General features: G+C 36.0%; 14 protein-coding genes and 2 rRNA genes (1 of these 16 cut by a window edge). 7 read left to right on the top strand and 9 right to left on the bottom strand.

Going from position 1 to position 20,380, the window contains the following annotated elements:
• Nucleotides 1-94: 94 nt before the first annotated feature.
• Together IPO86_04970 and arsM are read right to left on the bottom strand one after the other, a co-directional pair.
• Nucleotides 95-1,390 (bottom strand): DUF5103 domain-containing protein, encoded by a 1,296-nt coding sequence (locus IPO86_04970; GenBank protein ID MBK9727453.1) that lies wholly within the window; start codon nucleotides 1,388-1,390, stop codon nucleotides 95-97.
• Between the two features lie 13 nt (nucleotides 1,391-1,403).
• The gene (gene arsM / locus IPO86_04965) at nucleotides 1,404-2,378 is read right to left on the bottom strand and encodes an arsenosugar biosynthesis arsenite methyltransferase ArsM (protein ID MBK9727452.1); all 975 of its coding nucleotides are present in this window, start codon (nucleotides 2,376-2,378) and stop codon (nucleotides 1,404-1,406) included.
• A gap of 272 nt (nucleotides 2,379-2,650) precedes the next feature.
• Between arsM and IPO86_04960 the strand changes: the two genes are divergently transcribed.
• From IPO86_04960 to IPO86_04950, 3 genes are all read left to right on the top strand, one after another.
• A complete protein-coding gene (locus tag IPO86_04960; GenBank protein MBK9727451.1) occupies nucleotides 2,651-3,073 on the top strand; it encodes a BrxA/BrxB family bacilliredoxin in 423 nt (140 codons plus the stop codon).
• Nucleotides 3,063-3,692: a hypothetical protein gene (locus IPO86_04955; protein ID MBK9727450.1), complete on the top strand. Its 630-nt coding sequence runs from the start codon at nucleotides 3,063-3,065 to the stop codon at nucleotides 3,690-3,692. The genes IPO86_04960 and IPO86_04955 overlap by 11 nt, the downstream gene beginning before the upstream one ends.
• 458 nt (nucleotides 3,693-4,150) lie before the next feature.
• Nucleotides 4,151-6,040 (top strand): type IIA DNA topoisomerase subunit B, encoded by a 1,890-nt coding sequence (locus IPO86_04950; protein MBK9727449.1) that lies wholly within the window; start codon nucleotides 4,151-4,153, stop codon nucleotides 6,038-6,040.
• Between the two features lie 49 nt (nucleotides 6,041-6,089).
• On the opposite strand, the gene IPO86_04945 is transcribed toward IPO86_04950, so the two are convergent.
• On the bottom strand, nucleotides 6,090-7,442 hold the full coding sequence (locus IPO86_04945; protein MBK9727448.1) for an alkaline phosphatase family protein: 1,353 nt from the start codon (nucleotides 7,440-7,442) through the stop codon (nucleotides 6,090-6,092).
• A 218-nt stretch (nucleotides 7,443-7,660) separates the two neighbouring features.
• Between IPO86_04945 and IPO86_04940 the strand changes: the two genes are divergently transcribed.
• Nucleotides 7,661-8,242: a carboxypeptidase-like regulatory domain-containing protein gene (locus IPO86_04940; GenBank protein ID MBK9727447.1), complete on the top strand. Its 582-nt coding sequence runs from the start codon at nucleotides 7,661-7,663 to the stop codon at nucleotides 8,240-8,242.
• Between the two features lie 198 nt (nucleotides 8,243-8,440).
• Here IPO86_04940 and IPO86_04935 read toward each other — a convergent pair whose 3' ends face one another.
• Complete coding sequence (locus tag IPO86_04935) at nucleotides 8,441-10,696, bottom strand: CotH kinase family protein (GenBank protein MBK9727446.1); 2,256 nt, start codon at nucleotides 10,694-10,696, stop codon at nucleotides 8,441-8,443.
• 362 nt (nucleotides 10,697-11,058) lie between these two features.
• On the opposite strand from IPO86_04935, the gene metF reads away from it, so the two are divergent.
• The 3 genes from metF to IPO86_04920 all read left to right on the top strand — a co-directional run bounded on the left by metF (nucleotide 11,059) and on the right by IPO86_04920 (nucleotide 13,699).
• Nucleotides 11,059-12,015: a methylenetetrahydrofolate reductase [NAD(P)H] gene (metF, locus tag IPO86_04930; protein MBK9727445.1), complete on the top strand. Its 957-nt coding sequence runs from the start codon at nucleotides 11,059-11,061 to the stop codon at nucleotides 12,013-12,015.
• A gap of 3 nt (nucleotides 12,016-12,018) precedes the next feature.
• Nucleotides 12,019-13,299, top strand: coding sequence for a fumarylacetoacetase (gene fahA / locus IPO86_04925; GenBank protein MBK9727444.1), 1,281 nt, complete (start codon nucleotides 12,019-12,021; stop codon nucleotides 13,297-13,299).
• Nucleotides 13,300-13,411: 112 nt separating this feature from the next.
• Nucleotides 13,412-13,699 carry a hypothetical protein gene (locus tag IPO86_04920; GenBank protein MBK9727443.1) on the top strand — a complete coding sequence of 96 codons (288 nt, stop codon included), beginning with the start codon at nucleotides 13,412-13,414 and terminating at the stop codon, nucleotides 13,697-13,699.
• 137 nt (nucleotides 13,700-13,836) lie between these two features.
• On the opposite strand, the gene IPO86_04915 is transcribed toward IPO86_04920, so the two are convergent.
• The 5 genes from IPO86_04915 to IPO86_04895 form a co-directional block, all read right to left on the bottom strand.
• A complete protein-coding gene (locus IPO86_04915; protein ID MBK9727442.1) occupies nucleotides 13,837-14,832 on the bottom strand; it encodes a DUF2279 domain-containing protein in 996 nt (331 codons plus the stop codon).
• A gap of 48 nt (nucleotides 14,833-14,880) precedes the next feature.
• Complete coding sequence (locus IPO86_04910) at nucleotides 14,881-16,194, bottom strand: adenosylhomocysteinase (protein ID MBK9727441.1); 1,314 nt, start codon at nucleotides 16,192-16,194, stop codon at nucleotides 14,881-14,883.
• A gap of 235 nt (nucleotides 16,195-16,429) precedes the next feature.
• A complete protein-coding gene (locus tag IPO86_04905; protein MBK9727440.1) occupies nucleotides 16,430-17,470 on the bottom strand; it encodes an alkane 1-monooxygenase in 1,041 nt (346 codons plus the stop codon).
• A gap of 307 nt (nucleotides 17,471-17,777) precedes the next feature.
• Nucleotides 17,778-17,890, bottom strand: a 5S ribosomal RNA gene (gene rrf / locus IPO86_04900).
• Nucleotides 17,891-18,041: 151 nt separating this feature from the next.
• A 23S ribosomal RNA gene (locus IPO86_04895) occupies nucleotides 18,042-20,380 on the bottom strand; it runs 545 nt beyond the window's last position.

The following is a 20,380-nucleotide window of genomic DNA, read 5'->3' as shown; positions in this document are numbered from 1 at the left end:
CAATATTACGGTTTCAGTAAATACGGTTTTAAAGGAATCGAGAAATTAACTAAAAATTCAGACGAAAACTGTAGTTTAACAGATAGAAATGAATCTATTGGTTAGAATTAAAGGTTCCGACAAATAAAAGTTGATCATACCGGCTACCAAATGGTCTAAAATAAATAAGCACATTATAATCGTTTTCCGTTTCATACCAATCCCCTTCCAGTGGACTTGTATCGGGTATTTGATTTTGATCTTTGATTGCATACATAAAATTATAATAGCCCATTTTAACTAAGACACTCGCAAAGTATGCCTTTCGGGTAGGATCATAATCCATTAGAAAGTCAGGTTTTAGTTGCCAATCTGTAATTCCTCCATAAATATAAACGGCTTCCTCAAGAGGTTCCTTTTTGTTTAAAACAAAATGTGCTAAAATATATTCAGATTCGAGCGCTGCATTTGCCTCCTCTCGATTTAAACTAATAAAACGTCCATTTATATCCGAATCCGTTAGATATGATTTGTAGAGTCGGCTTTCATCTGGTAATAACCAACAATGGTAGTAATCACTTTTTTCATCCCAATATAGAATATCCTGTGTAGTGGAACGAAGCGTTCGAATATCCTTATGTCTGAATTCTTTTATGCCTTTATACAAAATATCATCCGTTTTATTGAAATAAAATAAATTTCCAATATTGCTGTTTGGAATATTTCTAAAAACCTTTGAGTTTGGATCTCCATTTTGAAAAATATAAACCGCTAATTCTTTACTGTTATTTTGAATGTTTAAAGTATTTGTGTTAATAGCCAATTCCAGCGCTTGATGGCTTCTATATTTTGATGCATCCGCTGGATCTTTAAATTTTACACTCACGAGAATTTTATTATCAGAAAGGTAAAAGCGCCTGGTAAATAAAACATTTTTAAACCGATCTGAAATACAAATTAAATAATTTCCACTTAAATTAAAGAGTTCTGATTGCAGTGTAAGTTGATAATGGATATAAGGAATCCGTGTTTTTCTGGAGGAAGCAAACTGCATAATTTGTTCTTCTTGAAAACCTTTTAAAAATTCTTCAGGTCTTAATTCATCAGGATTCCAATTTTGATCAAAATGAAAAATGGAATAATACAATTCTCTTGGACTCCCTTCTAGCAAATCAAATTCAAGTTGCAAATAATCTGTTTGTGAAAAGCTTAAAACCGGGAGGGTTTCTTCAGGTGAATTTTTATAAAATAAAACGGTTTTTACTGCCGGTTCATATACTGTATCTATTGCGGGTAAATCAAATATATTATCCTGTGCTGAAATGTTTGATGGATTCAAAATCAAAACAGAAAACAAAAACAATAAAGCAACAGAAATGCCCCGACGAATACTCATATTTTCACGATTCATATTCAGGTATTAATCAGCAACATCCTCCACCATCATAATGATTGGTAGATTCAGAAACGAAGATATGTGGATTTGATAATGTTTGCAATGCCATGGCCGTTTTATCACAAACGGATAAAGCTTGATTTTTATTTAAAATATGCCCTTTCTGATCATCAAAAAAATCTTCATTTCCAAAATAAATTGCAGACCTTCCAGTAAATATACAAGGCCCATCCGCTGGCATAGGATCTTTAATGGCACACAATTCAATACTGTAAATAATGATGTTCTCTTTTAATTCGGGATATTGAAGTGTGCTTAGGATGCGATAAAGTCGTTTAGCTCTTATCTCAATGGTGCCAAATCCTACATCCGTAATCATTTTAATATAATCTTTTAAACTTAAAGAGCCACTTAAACAAATGGCTCTTAGGTATTCATTATTTCTAAGAAATTCCGGAATTTCGGTATCAGAAATTGGATCCGAAAGCACTAACTTACCATGCGGTTTTAGAACGCGATACATTTCTTTAAGCGCTTTATTTAAATCTTCCCTATCAAAAATATTAAACAAGCAATTTTGAGCGGCAATATCAATGGATTCATTTGGAACCGGGAGGTCCATAGCATCGCCTTTTTTTATGTCAATAAATTCAGGTTTGAACCAGGCATTCAAACGAGCCGCTTCTTGCAAATTTTCTTTACAGGCGACGATCATTTCATCGACAACATCAAGTCCTATAACTGCAGATTCTTTTCTGCTAAAATAGGCAAACTGAAGGAGTTCCATTCCACCTCCAATCCCTACATATAATATTGAAGGATTGTGAACTAAGTCCCGGGGAGAAACGGTTGAACCGCAACCATAATTCATTTCAAGCATTTTTTGGGGGATTTCCAGCTCCGGAAACCTCCAAATAGGCGTAGTGGTACAGCATAAACCTACTTCAGGGTCCAAAGCAGCCTCTTTATAAACGTTTTTAGTGGTTTCTATATAAGATTTCATGTGTAGCAATTTAAGGATTTAAGAAATGGAATAATAATAGACGATACTCAATTATAGCGCTCTTTTGTCAATTTTGAATACAAGCCATTAAAACAAATAATCTTGGTACATGTTTAATCAAAATGAACGTGCTATAAAAAACACCTAGGATCAAGTTTGCAGTATCCTGGTAGCACCAAAACTTTAAATTTTATATTTTTTCGCTAAGTCAACAGAACAAAATCTTGCATTTTAGCGTTGTTAAAGCTGAAAATCAATTAAATATCAAGTTTATGTACCCACCAGAATTAGTTGCTCCAATGACCCGTGAATTAGAAAATCTTGGGTTTCAATCTTTAGCAGATGCTTCAGCGGTTGATCAGGCATTAAAAGATCAAAAAGGCACAACGCTTTTAGTTGTAAATTCAGTTTGCGGATGTGCTGCTGCATATGCCAGGCCAGGTGTAAAAATTGCATTGGAACAGGGCAGTAAACCAAATCATCTTGTCACTGTTTTTGCTGGCGTAGATAGAGAAGCTGTAGCTAAAGCCAGAGAATTTTTAATTCCATACCCGCCTTCATCACCAGCAATTGCTTTATTCAAAGATGGACGCTTAGTACATATGTTAGAAAGACATCATATAGAAGGTCGTTCTGCACAAATGATTGCTGATAATTTAGCATCTGCATTTTCAACTTATTGCAATGAAAATTAAAATGAGATATTCCTATTTACTTTTTGTCTTTTTTGCTTTTTTTTATTCCGTGAATGCCTTTGCTTTTCCTGCTGACACCTCGGTAAAAGTAAAAATTAAATATTCAAAAAAAGAACTTAAAAAAGAACTCAAAGATATTAAAACTGTCGATGCGCAATTTAAAGACTGGAATCGTGCAGTGAAACAAAAAAATCCCGATTATTTAAATATCGTTTTTAAAAAGACAATTAAGTTACTTGAAAAAGAACATGCTGAATTAAACAATCGGATTTCTGAAAGAAGTAAAAAATTGTTGCCTCCTGCTTCTACTAATCCTTCAACAAATCCTGCCGCTGGTGAGGATAAACCAAAAGTATATAATGCAGAATTAAAAGATCAGGTGGTTCGCGTAAGTAAGGAAGAAATATTACAGAAAAAGGCTGAATCAGAAACGCTCAGCAATTATATTAATGTGATACGCAATGAGAAAATTATACTGAATAAATTAGCGAGTATCAAAGAATTTGACGCAGAAACAAAACCGGAAAACTATGTTTCTGTATCCAACGAATTTGCAGCCTTTAAAATTGAAATGCTGGCTGAGATCGCACTCCTGAAAAAAGAGACCGGAAAGAAATGAAGCATTACCAGAAGTTATTCCTTTGGAAATTCAGATCAGCTGAATAATCTCTGGATATAAGAAGTCTCCTATCCGATTCCTCCATCAACATTTGTATTTATATAGCATCCTGTCTAAGGTAAGGATTCTATTTAAGAATAATGGTACCGCAATATTGACATTCCACAATTCCAGGCAATGGACATTCAGGATCGATACAAATTCTAGTTGAATGCTCAAGATTATTACGTATTCATTTCATGCATCCGAAGAAAAGCTGAATTTTCAGAAATACAGATATTCCAGTTACCACAAAGGCATTTCCAGGTTTCATATGCTATTCGGGGATGCCAGCATAAGCTAATACCGCTTTATAAATTTAAAAGAGTTTGAAAAGAAGTTTCTGAATTATTAATTTTCAAATTAAACTTAATCATAATATGTTTTTATCTTTACACTTTATCAGAAAATAGGAACACATGGCTCAGGCTCATAATTATACAGAAGAAAATATCCGTTCCCTCGACTGGAAAGAACATATTCGACTTCGGCCTGGTATGTATATTGGCAAATTAGGAGATGGCACTTCCATTGATGATGGAATCTATATTCTTTTAAAAGAAGTAATCGATAATTGTATTGATGAATATGTCATGGGTTATGGCAGGGAAGTAGATATTGATATAAAAGATGGGATTGTAACGGTCCGTGATTATGGCCGTGGAATCCCATTAGGAAAAGTGATTGAATGTGTTTCTCAAATTAATACAGGAGGCAAGTATGACAGTAAAGCATTTAAAAAATCGGTGGGATTAAATGGCGTTGGTACCAAAGCTGTAAATGCACTTTCTTATTATTTTAAAGTACAGGCAATCCGGGATGGGAAAACCAAAATTGCTGAATTTGAAAGAGGCACCCTCATTAAAGATTACAATTTAAAAAACACAGATGAGGTAAATGGTACTATCATTTCTTTCAGACCCGATGATAAAATCTTTCAAAAACATCGTTTCGTTCAAGAATTTGTAGAGAGTCGCATTTGGAATTATGCTTATTTGAATGCCGGATTAAGGATACATTACAATGGCAAAACTTATGTTTCCAAACATGGCCTTAAGGATATGTTGGAACGACGCACCGATGGAGAAACTTTGAATTATCCAATTATACATATAAAAGGTGAAGATATTGAATGTGTCTTTACCCATGGTGCACAATATGGCGAACAATATTACAGTTTTGTAAACGGACAATACACGTCTCAAGGAGGCACGCATTTAAATTATTTTCGCGAGGCCATTGTAAAAACCATTCGTGATTTTTATAAAAAAGACTTCGACTCAAAAGATATTCATGCAGGTGCTATCGGAGCCCTTTCTGTAAGAATTGAAGAACCTGTATTTGAATCTCAAACAAAAACCAAATTAGGTTCTACTACCATTGCACCGGAAGGATCCTCTTTACGAACCTTTATATCAGATTTTATTTGTAAGGAATTTGATCTTTATTTACATCAAAATCCTGAAGCTGCAAAAGAATTACTCAGTAAGATATTACAATCTGAAAGAGAGCGAAAAGAAATCGCCGGAATAAAAAAACTTGCAAACCAACGCGCCAAAAAAGCCAATCTTCACAATAAAAAATTAAGAGATTGCAAATATCATTTGACAGATACTAAAGTAAAACCAGAAATATTAGAAAGAACTACTTTGTTTATCACGGAAGGTGATTCTGCAAGTGGATCGATTACGAAATCAAGGAATCCAGAATTGCAAGCTGTTTTTAGCCTTCGTGGAAAGCCACTAAATTGTTTTGGTATGTCCAAAAAAGTGGTTTATGAAAATGAAGAATTAAATTTACTTCAACATGCATTAGACATTGAAGATGGAATTGCAAATTTGAGATATTCTAAAGTTGTAATTGCTACCGATGCAGATGTAGATGGGATGCATATCCGTTTATTGCTGCTTACTTTTTTTTTACAGTTCTTTCCAGAATTAGTACGAGGAGGTCATTTGTTTATTTTGGATACACCCCTATTCAGGGTACGTGATAAAAAGCAAACGTTTTATTGTTATTCTGAAAAAGAGAAACAACAAGCTATAAATACATTGCGCGGCAAAGCAGAAATTACACGGTTCAAAGGATTAGGTGAAATTAGTCCGGATGAATTTGCTGCTTTTATCGGAGAAGATATTCGCTTGGAACCTGTGATTATAAATGAAGATTCTCATATTGAAAAAATACTTGAATATTATATGGGAAAAAACACAGGAGATCGTCAGGAATTTATAATTGAAAATTTACGAACAGATTTGGATCAGCTCGTCCCCAAAGAACTTGAAATTCTTGAAGAAGACTTAAATTGATTTTATATGGTTTATAAAATAAAGCCGTCTAGAATCCATAGTATTCGCTTTAATATTTTAAAAACTTCAATTGGTTTTCATGTACTTCCCATTCTTTAAGTTTCATTCCTTTTATATCCATGAATTCAACTTTAAGTTTTCTTTCTTTCGGCTTCCCATGAACACTCACTTTTGTATAATTATTCTGATCTATCAACAGGTCTACCAATAAATCCGGATTTGATTTTTCATAATCATTCAACTTATAAATACCAGAGGTTAATGAGGAGGACGTAATATCATAGGTAGTATAGGAATCTGAAAGCTTCCGGGATGTTATTTCACTATGGTGCCGATCTCCTGTAAAAAACAGGACCCCAGAAATTTTTTCTTCTATAATAAAGTCTATTAATTCTTGAAACTCGTTTATATAATGAACCATACAATCATATTTATTGTACTGATTTAATATTGGACTTCCATTTGCTATTAATTTAAAAGTTGCCCGGCTATTCAATAATTGATTTTTGAGCCAGTTCATTTGTTCAAGACCCCACATTACTTTGTTAGGATTGGGATTCGCCTTTAGGCTATCGTTCATATCATCAGAAGATCTAAAACTTCTTCCGTCCATCATGAAAAAATCTACGTCGCTATAGCTCATTTTGGTGTAAACACCCTTTTGCAATTGTGTTTTTGCAGGATTTGACCAATAGTTTGTAAATATTTGTTTTGCTTCATTTTTAAAAATATAAGCGACACCTTCATTATTAGGTCCATAATCATGATCATCCCAAATTGCATAATGACTCATTGCTTTTAGAAAGGGCTGAAGAGTAGGGAAGCTTCGGTCTTTTGAAGCGCGATACCAAAGACCCCATTCGCTATCAAAATCAACCTCACGGTAATACCAATTATCCCCTAACCAAAGCATCATTGCAGCATTTTCCTTTGCCATCGATAAAAAAATATTAGAATCTCCTCCATAAGCTCTTCCGGGCCGATCAAAAATCGAATCGTTGAAATATGCACAACTACCTGCTAAAAAGCTGAAATCCGGAGCATCTTCTCTCCATTTCCAAAGTTTTTGAGTGGTGAATGTACCGGCGGCATGATTGGGTCTAAATTTTCCATCTACCACAATTTGATATTCATAACTTGTACCAGGCTCTAATTCAGTAAGGAAAAATTCTCTTATTTTAAAATTAAACCGATCAAAATTGCTTGGTATTAAATGGAAGACTTTTCTGCGATCACCCAATTTCCAATACTCTAATTTGATTTGAGATGCTGCATTCAATTCACACCATATATAAGCGGTTCTCAACTCAATGGCACCCAGCATCGGCCCACTTTTTAACTGTCCAAATACGATGGCTCCAAATAACAACAAAACCAAACTTGCATGCAACTTTTTTAACATCTTTCAATCTTTATTCAAAGGTAGCTCCTAATTTAGAATGGAAAATCGGATTTGGAAGATTTAATAATTAAATTATAAATAGGTATTCATTTATCTTCGCTTATCGTTAAACAATAGTGAAATTAACTAATCGTCAAAATCTGAATAGTCTGGTACGAATCTTATGGATCTTTTACGCTCTGTGTATAGTGTCTTTGGTAAATGCACAGGAAAAAACAATGATTCAATTCTCCGGTTTTGTATACTCAGAATCCAAAGGAATAAAAACACCTGTCCCTTATGCCGGTATCCGCATTTTAAGAACACATCGCGGTAGTTTTTCAGATGAAAATGGTTTTTTCTCCATGGCTAGCCAAACCGGGGATACGGTTCTTATCAATGCACTTGGATACAAATTAAAGTACCATGCAATACCTATTCAGCTGCCTTCTGAAAATTATTTTATCGAACTTACTTTACAGCAAGACACCTTTACACTGGAGCGTGCTATCGTCTACCCCATACCCTCTAAAGAACATTTCAAACAGGAGTTTTTACAAATGGACGTTCGCAATAAAATGAATGAAATTGCTAATGAAAATCTGGCAGCAGATGTGTTGGCTAGAATTGCTCCTGGTGTGCCTTCCGATGGCCGATCAGCGGTAAGCTTGTATTTTGCTCAAGAAGCGCAAAAAGCCTATTATGATGGACAAATTAAACCGCAATTGATATTTAGTCCTATCGCCTGGATTGAATTTTTTAAAGCTTTAAAAAGAGGTGACTTTAAAAAGAAGAAAAAGAAAGAGCCAGAGAAAAAATAAGCTACGCTATTTGTAACAACAATCTTTTTTTGCAATTTAACAGCGCAATCTATATTGGTCGTTGAAAATGTAAATCCCATGCTCCCAATTTAATTAAACTATTTTTCAAAAAAAAATCGGATTTGCACTTATTTAAAATAAAAAATAGCAAACCTTTATGATTCCCGTAAATGGATAGTTCTAAATAAAATTTTCAAATTATTGTTTTAACAGTTTTAATATATGCGTTGTATTCGTTCCATCCTGAACTAGGACAAAATACAAACCATTTTGCAAGTTGGATATATTCATGATTGCATTCTGATTTTTCATCACGATACTACCCAATTGATTTATAATTTTAATATTTTGTATTTCTGAATGAACCTCTGATATCAGTTCAACAAAATTTCTTGCCGGATTTGGATTTAGTTTAAAATGAGATTGTAATACCACATCTGTATTCTGTACGATCCCGCAATTTGGTAAATTATAAGTTGGCTTTGCTGTAATTTTAAATGATCCTGTACCATCTGGACAGCGCTCCATAGCCTTGTCTGTTGGAATTGCCCCAAACGTTAAACTATCCAAAACCAGCCCATCTTGTCTAGAAAGTATTAAAGTTTCTCCGGATGCAGAAAGCTTAAAATTAGCATGAAGTTCTGTGGGTGTCTTACTATCTTCATCCAACCAAAGCATCATTCTATTTTTAGATGCTAAGGTAATACCCGCTGGAAATTCATACTTTTGAATATTATGAATATCATCTGTTAAATTCAGTCCGCTTAAATCCAAGGTTCTGTTGCTGTTATTATAGATTTCCAACCAATCTTCATATTTATCATCGCTTGGATCTTTCACAGTCGACTGATTAGAACTCATAAATTCATTCAATACCAATTCGCCAGCTTGAATATCTGCAATCAAATCACTTGCTTCAATCACATGATATTCAAATTCTGCGCGGCGTGGTGAAAACAAACCGGCATTATTATTTTCTGCATATATATAAAATTGAGTTTTCCGGGTGTCGGCAATAATATAGGCACCAAAGATTCCATCACCTGCTAAATTATCATGATGATTTCCATCATCAAATAAAATTCTTTTCTCAAATATTGCATATTTATTCTTACGATATCCGACAAATGCAGAATTACTATTTGAAATTGAAACTTGAACCCAAACACTATCGTTAACACTGGGCTTTTCCGGAAATAAAACATAATTACCGATATTCGGCGAAACTGCTTTATATTCATTGGTTGTATTAAAAAACGCTAAACGTGCTTTCATTAAAGTTACTATACCTGGTGTAGAACCTCCACCGCCACCAGAAATAGCTGCTGTTAAAGAGGTTTGAAAAGCAGCATAAGTTGTTAAACTATTAAGATCATTTTTAACTAAAGTATCCACGATTTTTTGCATCTCCTTTGCATCTGTTTCATATTGATTATTCACAAAATTTTCTTCCGCTATTGTTTTTAAATGTGCGAGATACATTCTCTTATAAGTGGCATTATTCAATAAACTTGAAATAAGTGGTCTGTCTAAATTTGTGGACTGATATAAGATTGGAATTTTATCTAATGTGGCACCTCCAGAAATCCCAGGAAAAGCACCAAAAGACATATTTAAATCCCAAACAATAGGTAAGAATCTACCATAATTATCTTCATATAAATAATAATTTTGTGAAAACGAACCCGTGTAACTATCATAATTATCCAATACATTATTATAAGCATGCATCCAAAGACTCCGATCCACATCCACCATCTTTGGAATTGCATCTGGCTTTGTTCTCAAGCTGTCTATAAGCGCAATCAATTTCCACCATCCATAGGTATTTTCCATACCATAATAAGTATAATACTTCGTACTATCATAACTTATAAATTTAAGATTGCTAGTAGAATTTGTGCCCGGACGATCTGGATTTCCTTTTACAAAAACATGATCTGATGAACCAAAATGATCACTGCAGAATTTCTTATTTACAGATTCAACATTCGTATACAATCCTATCTTGCTTCCATTAATATAAACGATTGCATTATTCGCGCGCGAGCAATCCATATAATTTGATAAAATTTTATAAGATAAAACTTCTCTGACTGCAGATGGATCGGCAAAATTATTTCCAAGTTTTATACTTGTAATTTTATTATAGTCCTGGTTTTTGACAAAATCCAATTTAATATGCAATGGATTTTTAACATTTGAAGCACGATATGAACTATTCCCTTTATATTTTACGCCGACACTATCAAATCGGACACCATTCACAGTGCAATAGGCTGCAATGATATAATTTTCTTTCCCAGCTTTCGCAGTATCCAATCGATAATCCCAGTCATTATATCCGAATACAATTTTAATTTCCTGAACTTTATCTATTTTATAAAAATCATCCTGGGCTATTACATTTAAAGAAAGGATTAGAAACAGGAACCTAAAGATTGCTTTTTGCATAATCAAAAAATATTAAGGATGCGGTTAAAAAATGCTCTAAAAATGAAATCAGACTGAAATAAAGGTATTCTAAATACATATTGACAACAACAAATATAATTCACTATACGAAATCTGAGATGAATAGTTAACTCATGATTAAATTATTGTAAAGCTTTTTTAAGCAAATTTTGAAATCTAGGATGAATTCAATTTGCAGTTAAATCAGCCATTTCATTCCTCTGGGCATCACACTTTATCTGGATCGAAAGATACTTCAAATAATCTTAGTCAAGCAATTGAAAAATAGGCATTTACATCTTAAATACTTATTTGAAGTAAATGTCCATTATTTGTTATTTTTGCAATCATCATCGTTTTGAATGAAAGTCACTGACCACCTCCAACAGACCCAGGGGAAAACCCTCATATCCTTTGAAGTATTACCCCCATTAAAAGGTGGGAGTATCAATGCTATTTTTCAAAGTTTGGATCCATTAATGGAATTTAAACCACCATTTGTGGATGTAACCTATCACAGAGAGGAGTTTTTATATAATATACAGCCAAGTGGATATTACCAGAAAATAGCAATCCGTAAGCGGCCAGGTACCGTTGGAATTTGTTCTGCGATTATGCATCATTACGGAGTCGAAGCGGTTCCTCATTTAATTTGCGGAGGTTTTACCAAGGAAGACACTGAAAATGCTTTAATCGAACTTCATTTTCTAAATATAAAAAATGTATTGGCTTTGCGCGGAGATGCCCGAAAATTTGATGAAAAATTCATTGCTGAACCAGGAGGTAATGAATATGCATTAGACCTTGTGCAACAAATCGGCAGAATGAATCAAGGAGTGTACTTAGACCCTTCGATAGAAAATGGTAGCCGGACAGATTTTTGTGTGGGAATGGCTGGATATCCTGAAAAGCATTTTGAAGCGCCCAATATGAAATCCGATTTAAAGTTTACGCGCAAAAAGATGGAAGCTGGTGCTGATTACATCGTCACACAAATGTTTTTTGATAATAATAAGTATTTTGAATATGTCCATCAATGCAGAAAAGAAGGAATTCATGTGCCTATAATTCCTGGTATTAAGCCCCTGACAAAAAGATATCAGTTAGCTTCCATACCAAGACATTTTTACATCAATATACCAGAAGAACTAGTAAAAGAAATTCAAAAAGCGCAAACTGATTTGGCGGTAAAAGAAATAGGTATTGAATGGTGTATTGCTCAATGTCGGGAACTTGTAAAGCAAGGTGTACCTTGTCTTCATTTTTATACTATGGGGGATAGTCATTCCATTCGAAAGATTGTTGAAAAAGTGCTTTAAAAAATGAATCTAAATAAATTGAATAAACCGCTCATCATAGATCCACAATTAAAATCCTGGATCCAATATTCAGCTGATTGTGATTTTCCAATCCAAAATCTTCCATTAGGAATTTTCACTTATAAAGATGGATTAAAAAAAGTTTGTTCGATTATTGGCAATCAGGTGATTGATTTATTTGGTATGTATTCAGATGGTTTTATTTATTGTCAGGATTTAGAAATATCTGATTTGAGAGCAGAATATTTGAATACCTTATTGGCAAGAGGTAAGTCTACAATTAGAGAAATTCGCAAAGATCTTGCAAACGTATTTTCTGAAAGTAATCATAGTATTGATCGTACCAATATCCAAAATCATTTATACCCTTTGGAAAATGTCCAACTTCATTTGCCTGTTAAGGCCGGTGATTATACGGATTTTTATAGTAGCCGGGAACATGCGACGAATGTTGGCATCATGTTTCGCGATCCAGCAAATGCGCTACTTCCAAATTGGTTGCATTTGCCTGTTGGATATCATGGTCGCGCTTCGTCTATCGTAGTTTCTGGAACAGATATCAAACGACCGCATGGACAAATGCAATTAAAGGAAGGGGAAGCACCCATTTTTGGACTTACAAAGCAATTGGATATAGAACTTGAAATGGCTTTTGTAATTGGAAAAGAAAATAAATTGGGGCATCCAATTCCAATTGAAAATGCGGAAGATCATATTCAAGGATTGCTTATTTTTAATGATTGGTCTGCCCGTGATATTCAAAAATGGGAATATGTTCCACTGGGACCTTTTTTAGGCAAAAATTTTGCATCCAGTGTTTCTGCATGGCTTGTTGATATGGATGCATTAGAACCTTTTAGAATTAAAGGACCTGAGCCTATAGTACCCCTATTGGATTATTTAAAAATCGAAAAAGCAGCTAATTTTAATATAGAACTTGAAGTTTATTTAATTACATCAGATGGCCTTGAAAATTTGATTTGCAAATCCAATACGAAGTATTTGTATTGGAGTATTTCTCAACAGTTGGCACACCATACGAGTAATGGTTGCAATATGCAAATTGGGGATATTTGTGCATCTGGCACGATTTCCGGTCCGACTCCAGATTCTTTTGGATCTATGTTGGAACTTGCCTGGAAAGGCACAAAACCTCTATTGATGAAAGACGGCACTACCCGTAGTTTTTTACAGGATGGAGATACCGTGCTCATTAAGGGATTTGCACAACATGATCAATATCGCATTGGCTTTGGAGAAGTTTCAGGACGGATAGTAGCCTAACTTTGTAATTCCTGCATTTTGTTTTTATTTAAATACTCACTATATTTGATTGGCGATCAAGTCGCACCGAAATTTATGAATAATTTTAAATCTTCCTTTCAAAATCTGGGCTATGAAAATTAAAATAATCTCTGCAATGCTTATTTACTTTTGTATAAGTTCATTTACTTGTAAAAAAGAAGAAAGTCCATTATGTGCTCATTTCTATATTGAATTAACACATGATACCCAGGACAATCTATTAACTGTCCAAACCTTTAATGGCTTGGGACCATTTAAAATTGTTTGGTCTACGGGGTCCGGTGGTAATTCAATTGATGTCATTAAACCCGGCAAATACAGCGTCACCGTTACAGATGGAAATGGATGTGTTAGATCAAAATTTGCTACTGTAAATTAGCTTTATATTGGGGATTAAAACTTTCCTGTTATTAAATCCTAACAGAACCCAATTCCTGTAAATAATTTTACTTGGGATATTTTATATTGAACAAAAATGCATTCATTTTGCATACAATAAACTTTTCTTTCGCTGTTTCAGAAGAACAACCAGTGGCCTTTTATATGACCTCTTGAATTAAATTCTATAGTTGGAGCCGGAATTTTAATTATATTTAAAATTCCAAGAGCTGTATTTAGCCAATTGTATTTTGTGCGAATCTTTTTTAAGTCCAGGTCTAAAGAAAGATAATATTGATGAACCCGAGAGATCGAATGTAATTGAAATCGTTCGCCATTTGTTATCCATTCATTTTTAAAACCTCCGTATAATCCATCGGAACCATAACCAATAGCCAAATTTAAAAATAGCGGCCATTTCGAAGTTAATTTTGGATACAATAAACGAGGATTAAAGGAAAGCCAAAATGTTTGTGCGTTATAATCTTTTAAAAATTGACTAAAATAATTTTCACCATAAAGATCTTTTACACGATCCTTAATTGAAATTTGAGTACCCAAATCACCTATAATTTGTTGTGTTGGATAAGATTTTGGAAATGCGGATATTTTAAGTTTTAATTTTTGATCATGCCATAGCAATTGTTGTCCTGCAAACATACCAGAACCTAATAAATTAAAGCTCATATCTGCCCAGCTAAAGCCGTAATCGGGACTTAGTCCATCCATAAATTCGAGGGTGGATTGGAAAAGAAAAGAAATTGTACCGGCCCAAACCAGCGCATTTTTTTCTGAATATCCACACCACCTTGCGCCATCAAAACTATTGGATGCTTGAATATAACTATTATAACTATGCGCTACTTTATCGAGATGATTCCATTCACCAAAATCATTAAAAAAATGGAATGTTGTTAATTTAGATTTTTTATACCACGCATTATAGAGTCCAAATGAAAAACCAGTATACGTTGCTGCACCAAAGCTGCCAGCTAACCAAGCGCGTTTTGAATTAAAGGAATCCGCTGGTGTTAAAAAGGATTGAACCTTGGATTGCAAATATGCCGTAGCAGAAAGACTAAATGAAACAACAAGACTTAATAAAATTTTATTAAATCTTTGCTGTAAAATCATTTAAAATAATTCGTTCGGTGAAATCCTTCCACAAAAAAATCTATTTGATTAATATCTATAATACTCAGGTTTATAAGGACCTTCTTTTTGTACCCCAATATAATCTGCTTGTTTTGTATTTAGCTCTTCAAGTTCAACGCCAATTTTAGCTAAGTGAAGTCTGGCTACTTTCTCATCCAGACTTTTTGGTAAAGTGTAAACCTTATTTTCATATCGCTCTGCATGATGCCACAATTCCAATTGAGCTAAACATTGGTTGGTAAATGAATTGCTCATAACAAAAGATGGGTGACCGGTTGCACAACCTAAATTTACGAGTCTACCTTCTGCTAAGAGCAGAATATCCTTATCGTCAATTGTGTATTTATCTACCTGCGGTTTAATTTCTATTTTTTGTTGACCATAATTTTTATTTAACCAGGCAACATCTATTTCATTATCAAAATGGCCAATATTGCAAACGATTGCTTTATCTTTCATTTTACGGAAATGTTTTTCTGTTAGAATATCACAATTTCCTGTTGCAGTCACAATGATATTTGCCAATTTAACAGCATCTTCCATTTTCATCACCTGGAAACCGTCCATTGCAGCTTGTAAGGCGCAAATTGGATCAATTTCTGTAATAATTACTCTGCAACCAGCACCCCGCAAGGAAGCTGCTGAACCTTTACCAACATCCCCATATCCAGCTACCACGGCAACTTTTCCAGCCATCATAATATCCGTAGCTCTACGAATTGCATCCACACAAGATTCTTTGCACCCGTATTTATTATCAAACTTTGATTTTGTAACAGAATCATTCACATTGATACATGGCAAAGGCAAACTTCCATTGCGCATTCTCTCATAGAGCCTAAGAACTCCTGTGGTCGTTTCTTCTGAAATACCTTTAATACCTGAAATTAACTCAGGATATTGATCTAAAACCATATTGGTCAAGTCCCCGCCATCATCTAAAATCATATTTAATGGCTGTCCGTCTTTAAATGCAAAAATTGTTTGCTCGATACACCAATTAAATTCTTCTTCATTCATTCCTTTCCAAGCGAATACAGGAATATTTTTAGCTGCTATTGCTGCGGCCGCGTGATCTTGCGTTGAAAATATATTACAAGATGACCAACTTACTTCAGCCCCTAATTCTATTAAGGTTTCTATTAAAACGGCTGTTTGAATTGTCATGTGAAGACAGCCTGCAATTCTAGCTCCTTGTAAAGGTTTCGTCTTGCCAAACTCTTCTCTTAATGACATTAATCCAGGCATTTCTGCTTCTGCCAATTCGATTTCTTTACGTCCCCAATCAGCCAAACTGATATCTTTCACTCTATACTTTAGATGCATTGCTACTTGCTCCATATTTTTAAAATTTTTTTGCAAAGGTATTTAAATAATTTATATAAAATAAGCTGTTGATTACAAGCTTCTTAACGAGATAATAAACGAAAAAAACAAAAAATAGTTTGCAGACTTACAAAGATTTTATTTTCATTACCAAACAGTTAGAATTCGAGTGCTTACCACAGTAAATTTTGAATGTATTTACATCTCCAAAGAGTAGCTCATCAAAGCATAAAAACAGGATTCAATAGCATTATTTAGTACTGGTAATTCGCGGGTTCATTAGTTTAAACCAAAAGGGCGGAATCAATGATATCAATAAACAAGCAGGGTAGCCATACGGCAATTGCGGACTCCTTTTCAAACTATCCAGATTTTGATATTTTACATCTGCTTTTTCATGATGATGAGCATGGCGAGTCAGTTCATACAAGAATATTCTTCCAAGCGTATGGTCGGAATTCCAGGAATGGCTATTATCTGGGATTTGGTATAATCCATTTATTTGCTTGTGGCGTACAAGGCCATAATGTTCAATATAATTAATAGTTTCCAAAAGAAGAATTCCTATGAATGCTGCGAGTATAACTGAAATTAAAGGGGTAATACCTGCAAAGTAGAGAACCAGGATTAAATACGTTGATTGAATTAAAATTTGAATAAATAACTTATTACTCCAATGAAAAAAATGAAATCCTTTACTTTTTAATCGTCTATTTTCGAGTTTGAAAGCATTTTTTAGAACGCCAAAAATACTTCGAATCCAAAATACATAAACGGTTTCGTTTTTACGAGCTGACGATGGATCATCTGGTGTAGAAACATATTTATGATGCCAATAATTATGTTCTTGTGTAAAATGCATGTAGAGTGCAGGCGTTAACAATAATTGTGCAATGAGTTGGTCGAACCAATGTTTGCGATGGCCTAATTCGTGTGCTACATTGATCCCGATAACGCCAATTAAAATACCCATATTTAATACTAAAAATATCCAGGTGCTAACATGGATTGACTGTGTAGTCAAAATATAAACGAAATAGCATAGTAGGGCATAAAGGATTGGAAGGTTTAGATAAAGCAGCACATCAAACAGCTTAGATTGCGCTCTGATGACTTTATCGTTTTCCTTAAAATTAAGATGTGCAACAGGCAGGAAGGATTCTAGAATTGGGATGCCTATAAATGCAAGATAAAAACTTCCAGGGGACATCCAGGATTGGAAATAGAAGCCTGCAAAGCCAAATATTGGTACCAACCATACGAGTAAATATTTGAGATCGGTGCGATGCATTGGAGGCAATTTGATAGTCAAATATAAGAAAAATGAAATAGTAGTTTGCAAAACTCTAATTTCTCAATTGAAACGATGAGCAAATTTGCATGTATAATTTTTGTTAGGAAAAGCGGCAGCGACCGGATTTTATCCTGCCTTTTTGCAGGACTCCCGGATTGGCGACTAGTTATTCTCTTATTTTTTAATTATGGGCGAAGGGTTATTACAGAAATGTAGTAGAAAGATTTCTCTATTTGAATTTTTGATATTGAAATTTTGCAAATAAAAAAAGCCCTGTCACTTACGTGCAGGGCTTTTAGAAAAAAAACGGCAGCGACCTACTCTCCCGGATTTGCGTCCAGTACCATCGGCGCAGAAGGGCTTAACTTCTCTGTTCGGAATGGGAAGAGGTGGAACCCCCTCGCTATAGCCACCTAATTCTTTTGAGTACAAGACTCGTATTTCTTTAGGAATACTAAAAGTGTATTTAGCATAGCAAAATTAATTGACCGTTGTCAATTGGCCTTAAAATGAATTAAGGTTTTTTAAAAAAAAAAGGTTGGATGAGAAAAAGAGCAGAAGATAAAAAAAAAGGAAGTTTAGGGGTAATTAGTACTACTCGGCTGAACATATTACTATGATTTCACCTATAGCCTATCAACGTAGTCGTCTTCTACGACCCCAGTAACACTCATCTTAAGGATAGCTTCGCGCTTAGATGCTTTCAGCGCTTATCTAGTCCGTACATAGCTACTCTGCGCTGCACCTGGCGGCACAACAGATACACTAGCGGTACGTCCGACTCGGTCCTCTCGTACTAGAGTCAGTTCCCTTCAATGTTACAACGCCCACCACAGATAGAGACCGAACTGTCTTGCGACGTTCTGAACCCAGTTCACGTGCCACTTTAATCGGCGAACAGCCGAACCCTTGGGACCTTCTCCAGCCCCAGGATGTGACGAACCGACATCGAGGTGCCAAACCTCCCCGTCGATATGAGCTCTTGGGGGAGATCAGCCTGTTATCCCCGGCGTACCTTTTATCCTTTGAGCGATGGCCCTTCCATGCGGAACCACCGGATCACTTTAGCCTACTTTCGTACCTGGTCGACCTGTCCGTCTCTCAGTCAAGCGCCCTTATACTAATACGCTCTTCGCATGATTACCGACCATGCTGAGGGCACCTTTGCAAGCCTCCGTTACTCTTTAGGAGGCGACCACCCCAGTCAAACTACCCACCACACACTGTCCCCTATGGGTATAGGGTTAGAACCTAAATATAAAAAGGGTGGTATTTCAAGGACGACTCCACGATCACTAGCGTGACCGCTTCAAAGTCTCCCACCTATCCTACACATTTTATATTCAAGCACAATGTGAAGTTGTAGTAAAGGTGCACGGGGTCTTTTCGTCCCGTGGCGGGTAACCGGCATCTTCACCGATACTTCAATTTCACCGAGCTCATGGCTGAGACAGTGCCCAGATCGTTACACCATTCGTGCAGGTCGGAACTTACCCGACAAGGAATTTCGCTACCTTAGGACCGTTATAGTTACGGCCGCCGTTTACTGGGGCTTCAGTCAGAACCTTTGCTTGCGCTGAGCTCCTTCCTTAACCTTCCAGCACCGGGCAGGTGTCAGACCCTATACGTCATCTTTCGATTTTGCAGAGTCCTGTGTTTTTGTTAAACAGTCGCCTGGGCCATTTCTCTGCGCCCCTGATTGCTCAGGGGGTCTCTTTTCCCGAAGTTACGAGACTAATTTGCCTAGTTCCTTAGCCATGACTCACTCGAGCGCCTGAGGATACTCTCCTCGAATACCTGTGTCGGTTTGCGGTACGGGCTGTACATATCTGAAGCTTAGAGGTTTTTCTTGGAAGTATGCTTGGAATCACTATCACATCACCCCGAAAGGATCAGTGTACTATCGTGTTTCAGTTCACCGGCGGATTTGCCTACCGGATCAACACCTACGCACTTCAACCAACTATTCCGTAAGTTGGCGGATTTTACGCTCCTTCGTCACCCCATCGCAATATGTATAGGTGCCGGAATATTAACCGGCTTTCCATCGGCTTCGCCTTTCAGCTATACCTTAGGACCCGACTAACCCTGATCTGATTAGCATAGATCGAGGAAACCTTATTCTTACGGCGATACTGTTTTTCGCAGTATTAATCGTTACTTATGCCTACATTTTCTTTTCCAGAAACTCCACCACATCTCACGATATAGCTTCACAGTCGCTGGAATGCTCCCCTACCAGTGGTACCTTACGGTATCAATCCATAGCTTCGGTAATACGTTTGATGCCCGATCATTTTCCGCGCAGAAACGCTCGACTAGTGAGCTGTTACGCACTCTTTAAATGAATGGCTGCTTCCAAGCCAACATCCTAGCTGTCATAGCATCTCCACTTCGTTTAATTCAACTTAACGTATATTTAGGGACCTTAGCTGATGGTCTGGGTTGTTCCCCTCTCGGCGATGGACCTTAGCACCCACCGCCTCACTGCTGGATATATGTCACGGCATTCGGAGTTCGTCAGGGGTTGGTAGGTGGTGAAACCCCCTAGCCCTATCGGTAGCTCTACCTCCGTGACACTCCACTCCAACGCTGCACCTAAATGCATTTCGGGGAGTACGAGCTATCTCCGAGTTTGATTAGCCTTTCACCCCTACCCACAAGTCATCCAAAGACTTTTCAACGTCAACTAGTTCGGTCCTCCAGGGCGAGATTATCGCCCCTTCAACCTGCTCATGGGTAGATCACACGGTTTCGCGTCTGCCCCCACTAGCTATTTGCCCTGTTAAGACTCGCTTTCGCTACGCCTCCGCTCCTGAGGAGCTTAAACTTGCTAGTGAGGAGCAACTCGTAGGCTCATTATGCAAAAGGCACGCAGTCATCCCCATATAGAGGACTCCTACCGCT

It is taken from the genome of Saprospiraceae bacterium (genome assembly GCA_016717265.1).
Lineage (GTDB): Bacteria > Bacteroidota > Bacteroidia > Chitinophagales > Saprospiraceae > Vicinibacter.
This window is presented reverse-complemented; position numbering and strand designations above follow the sequence as displayed.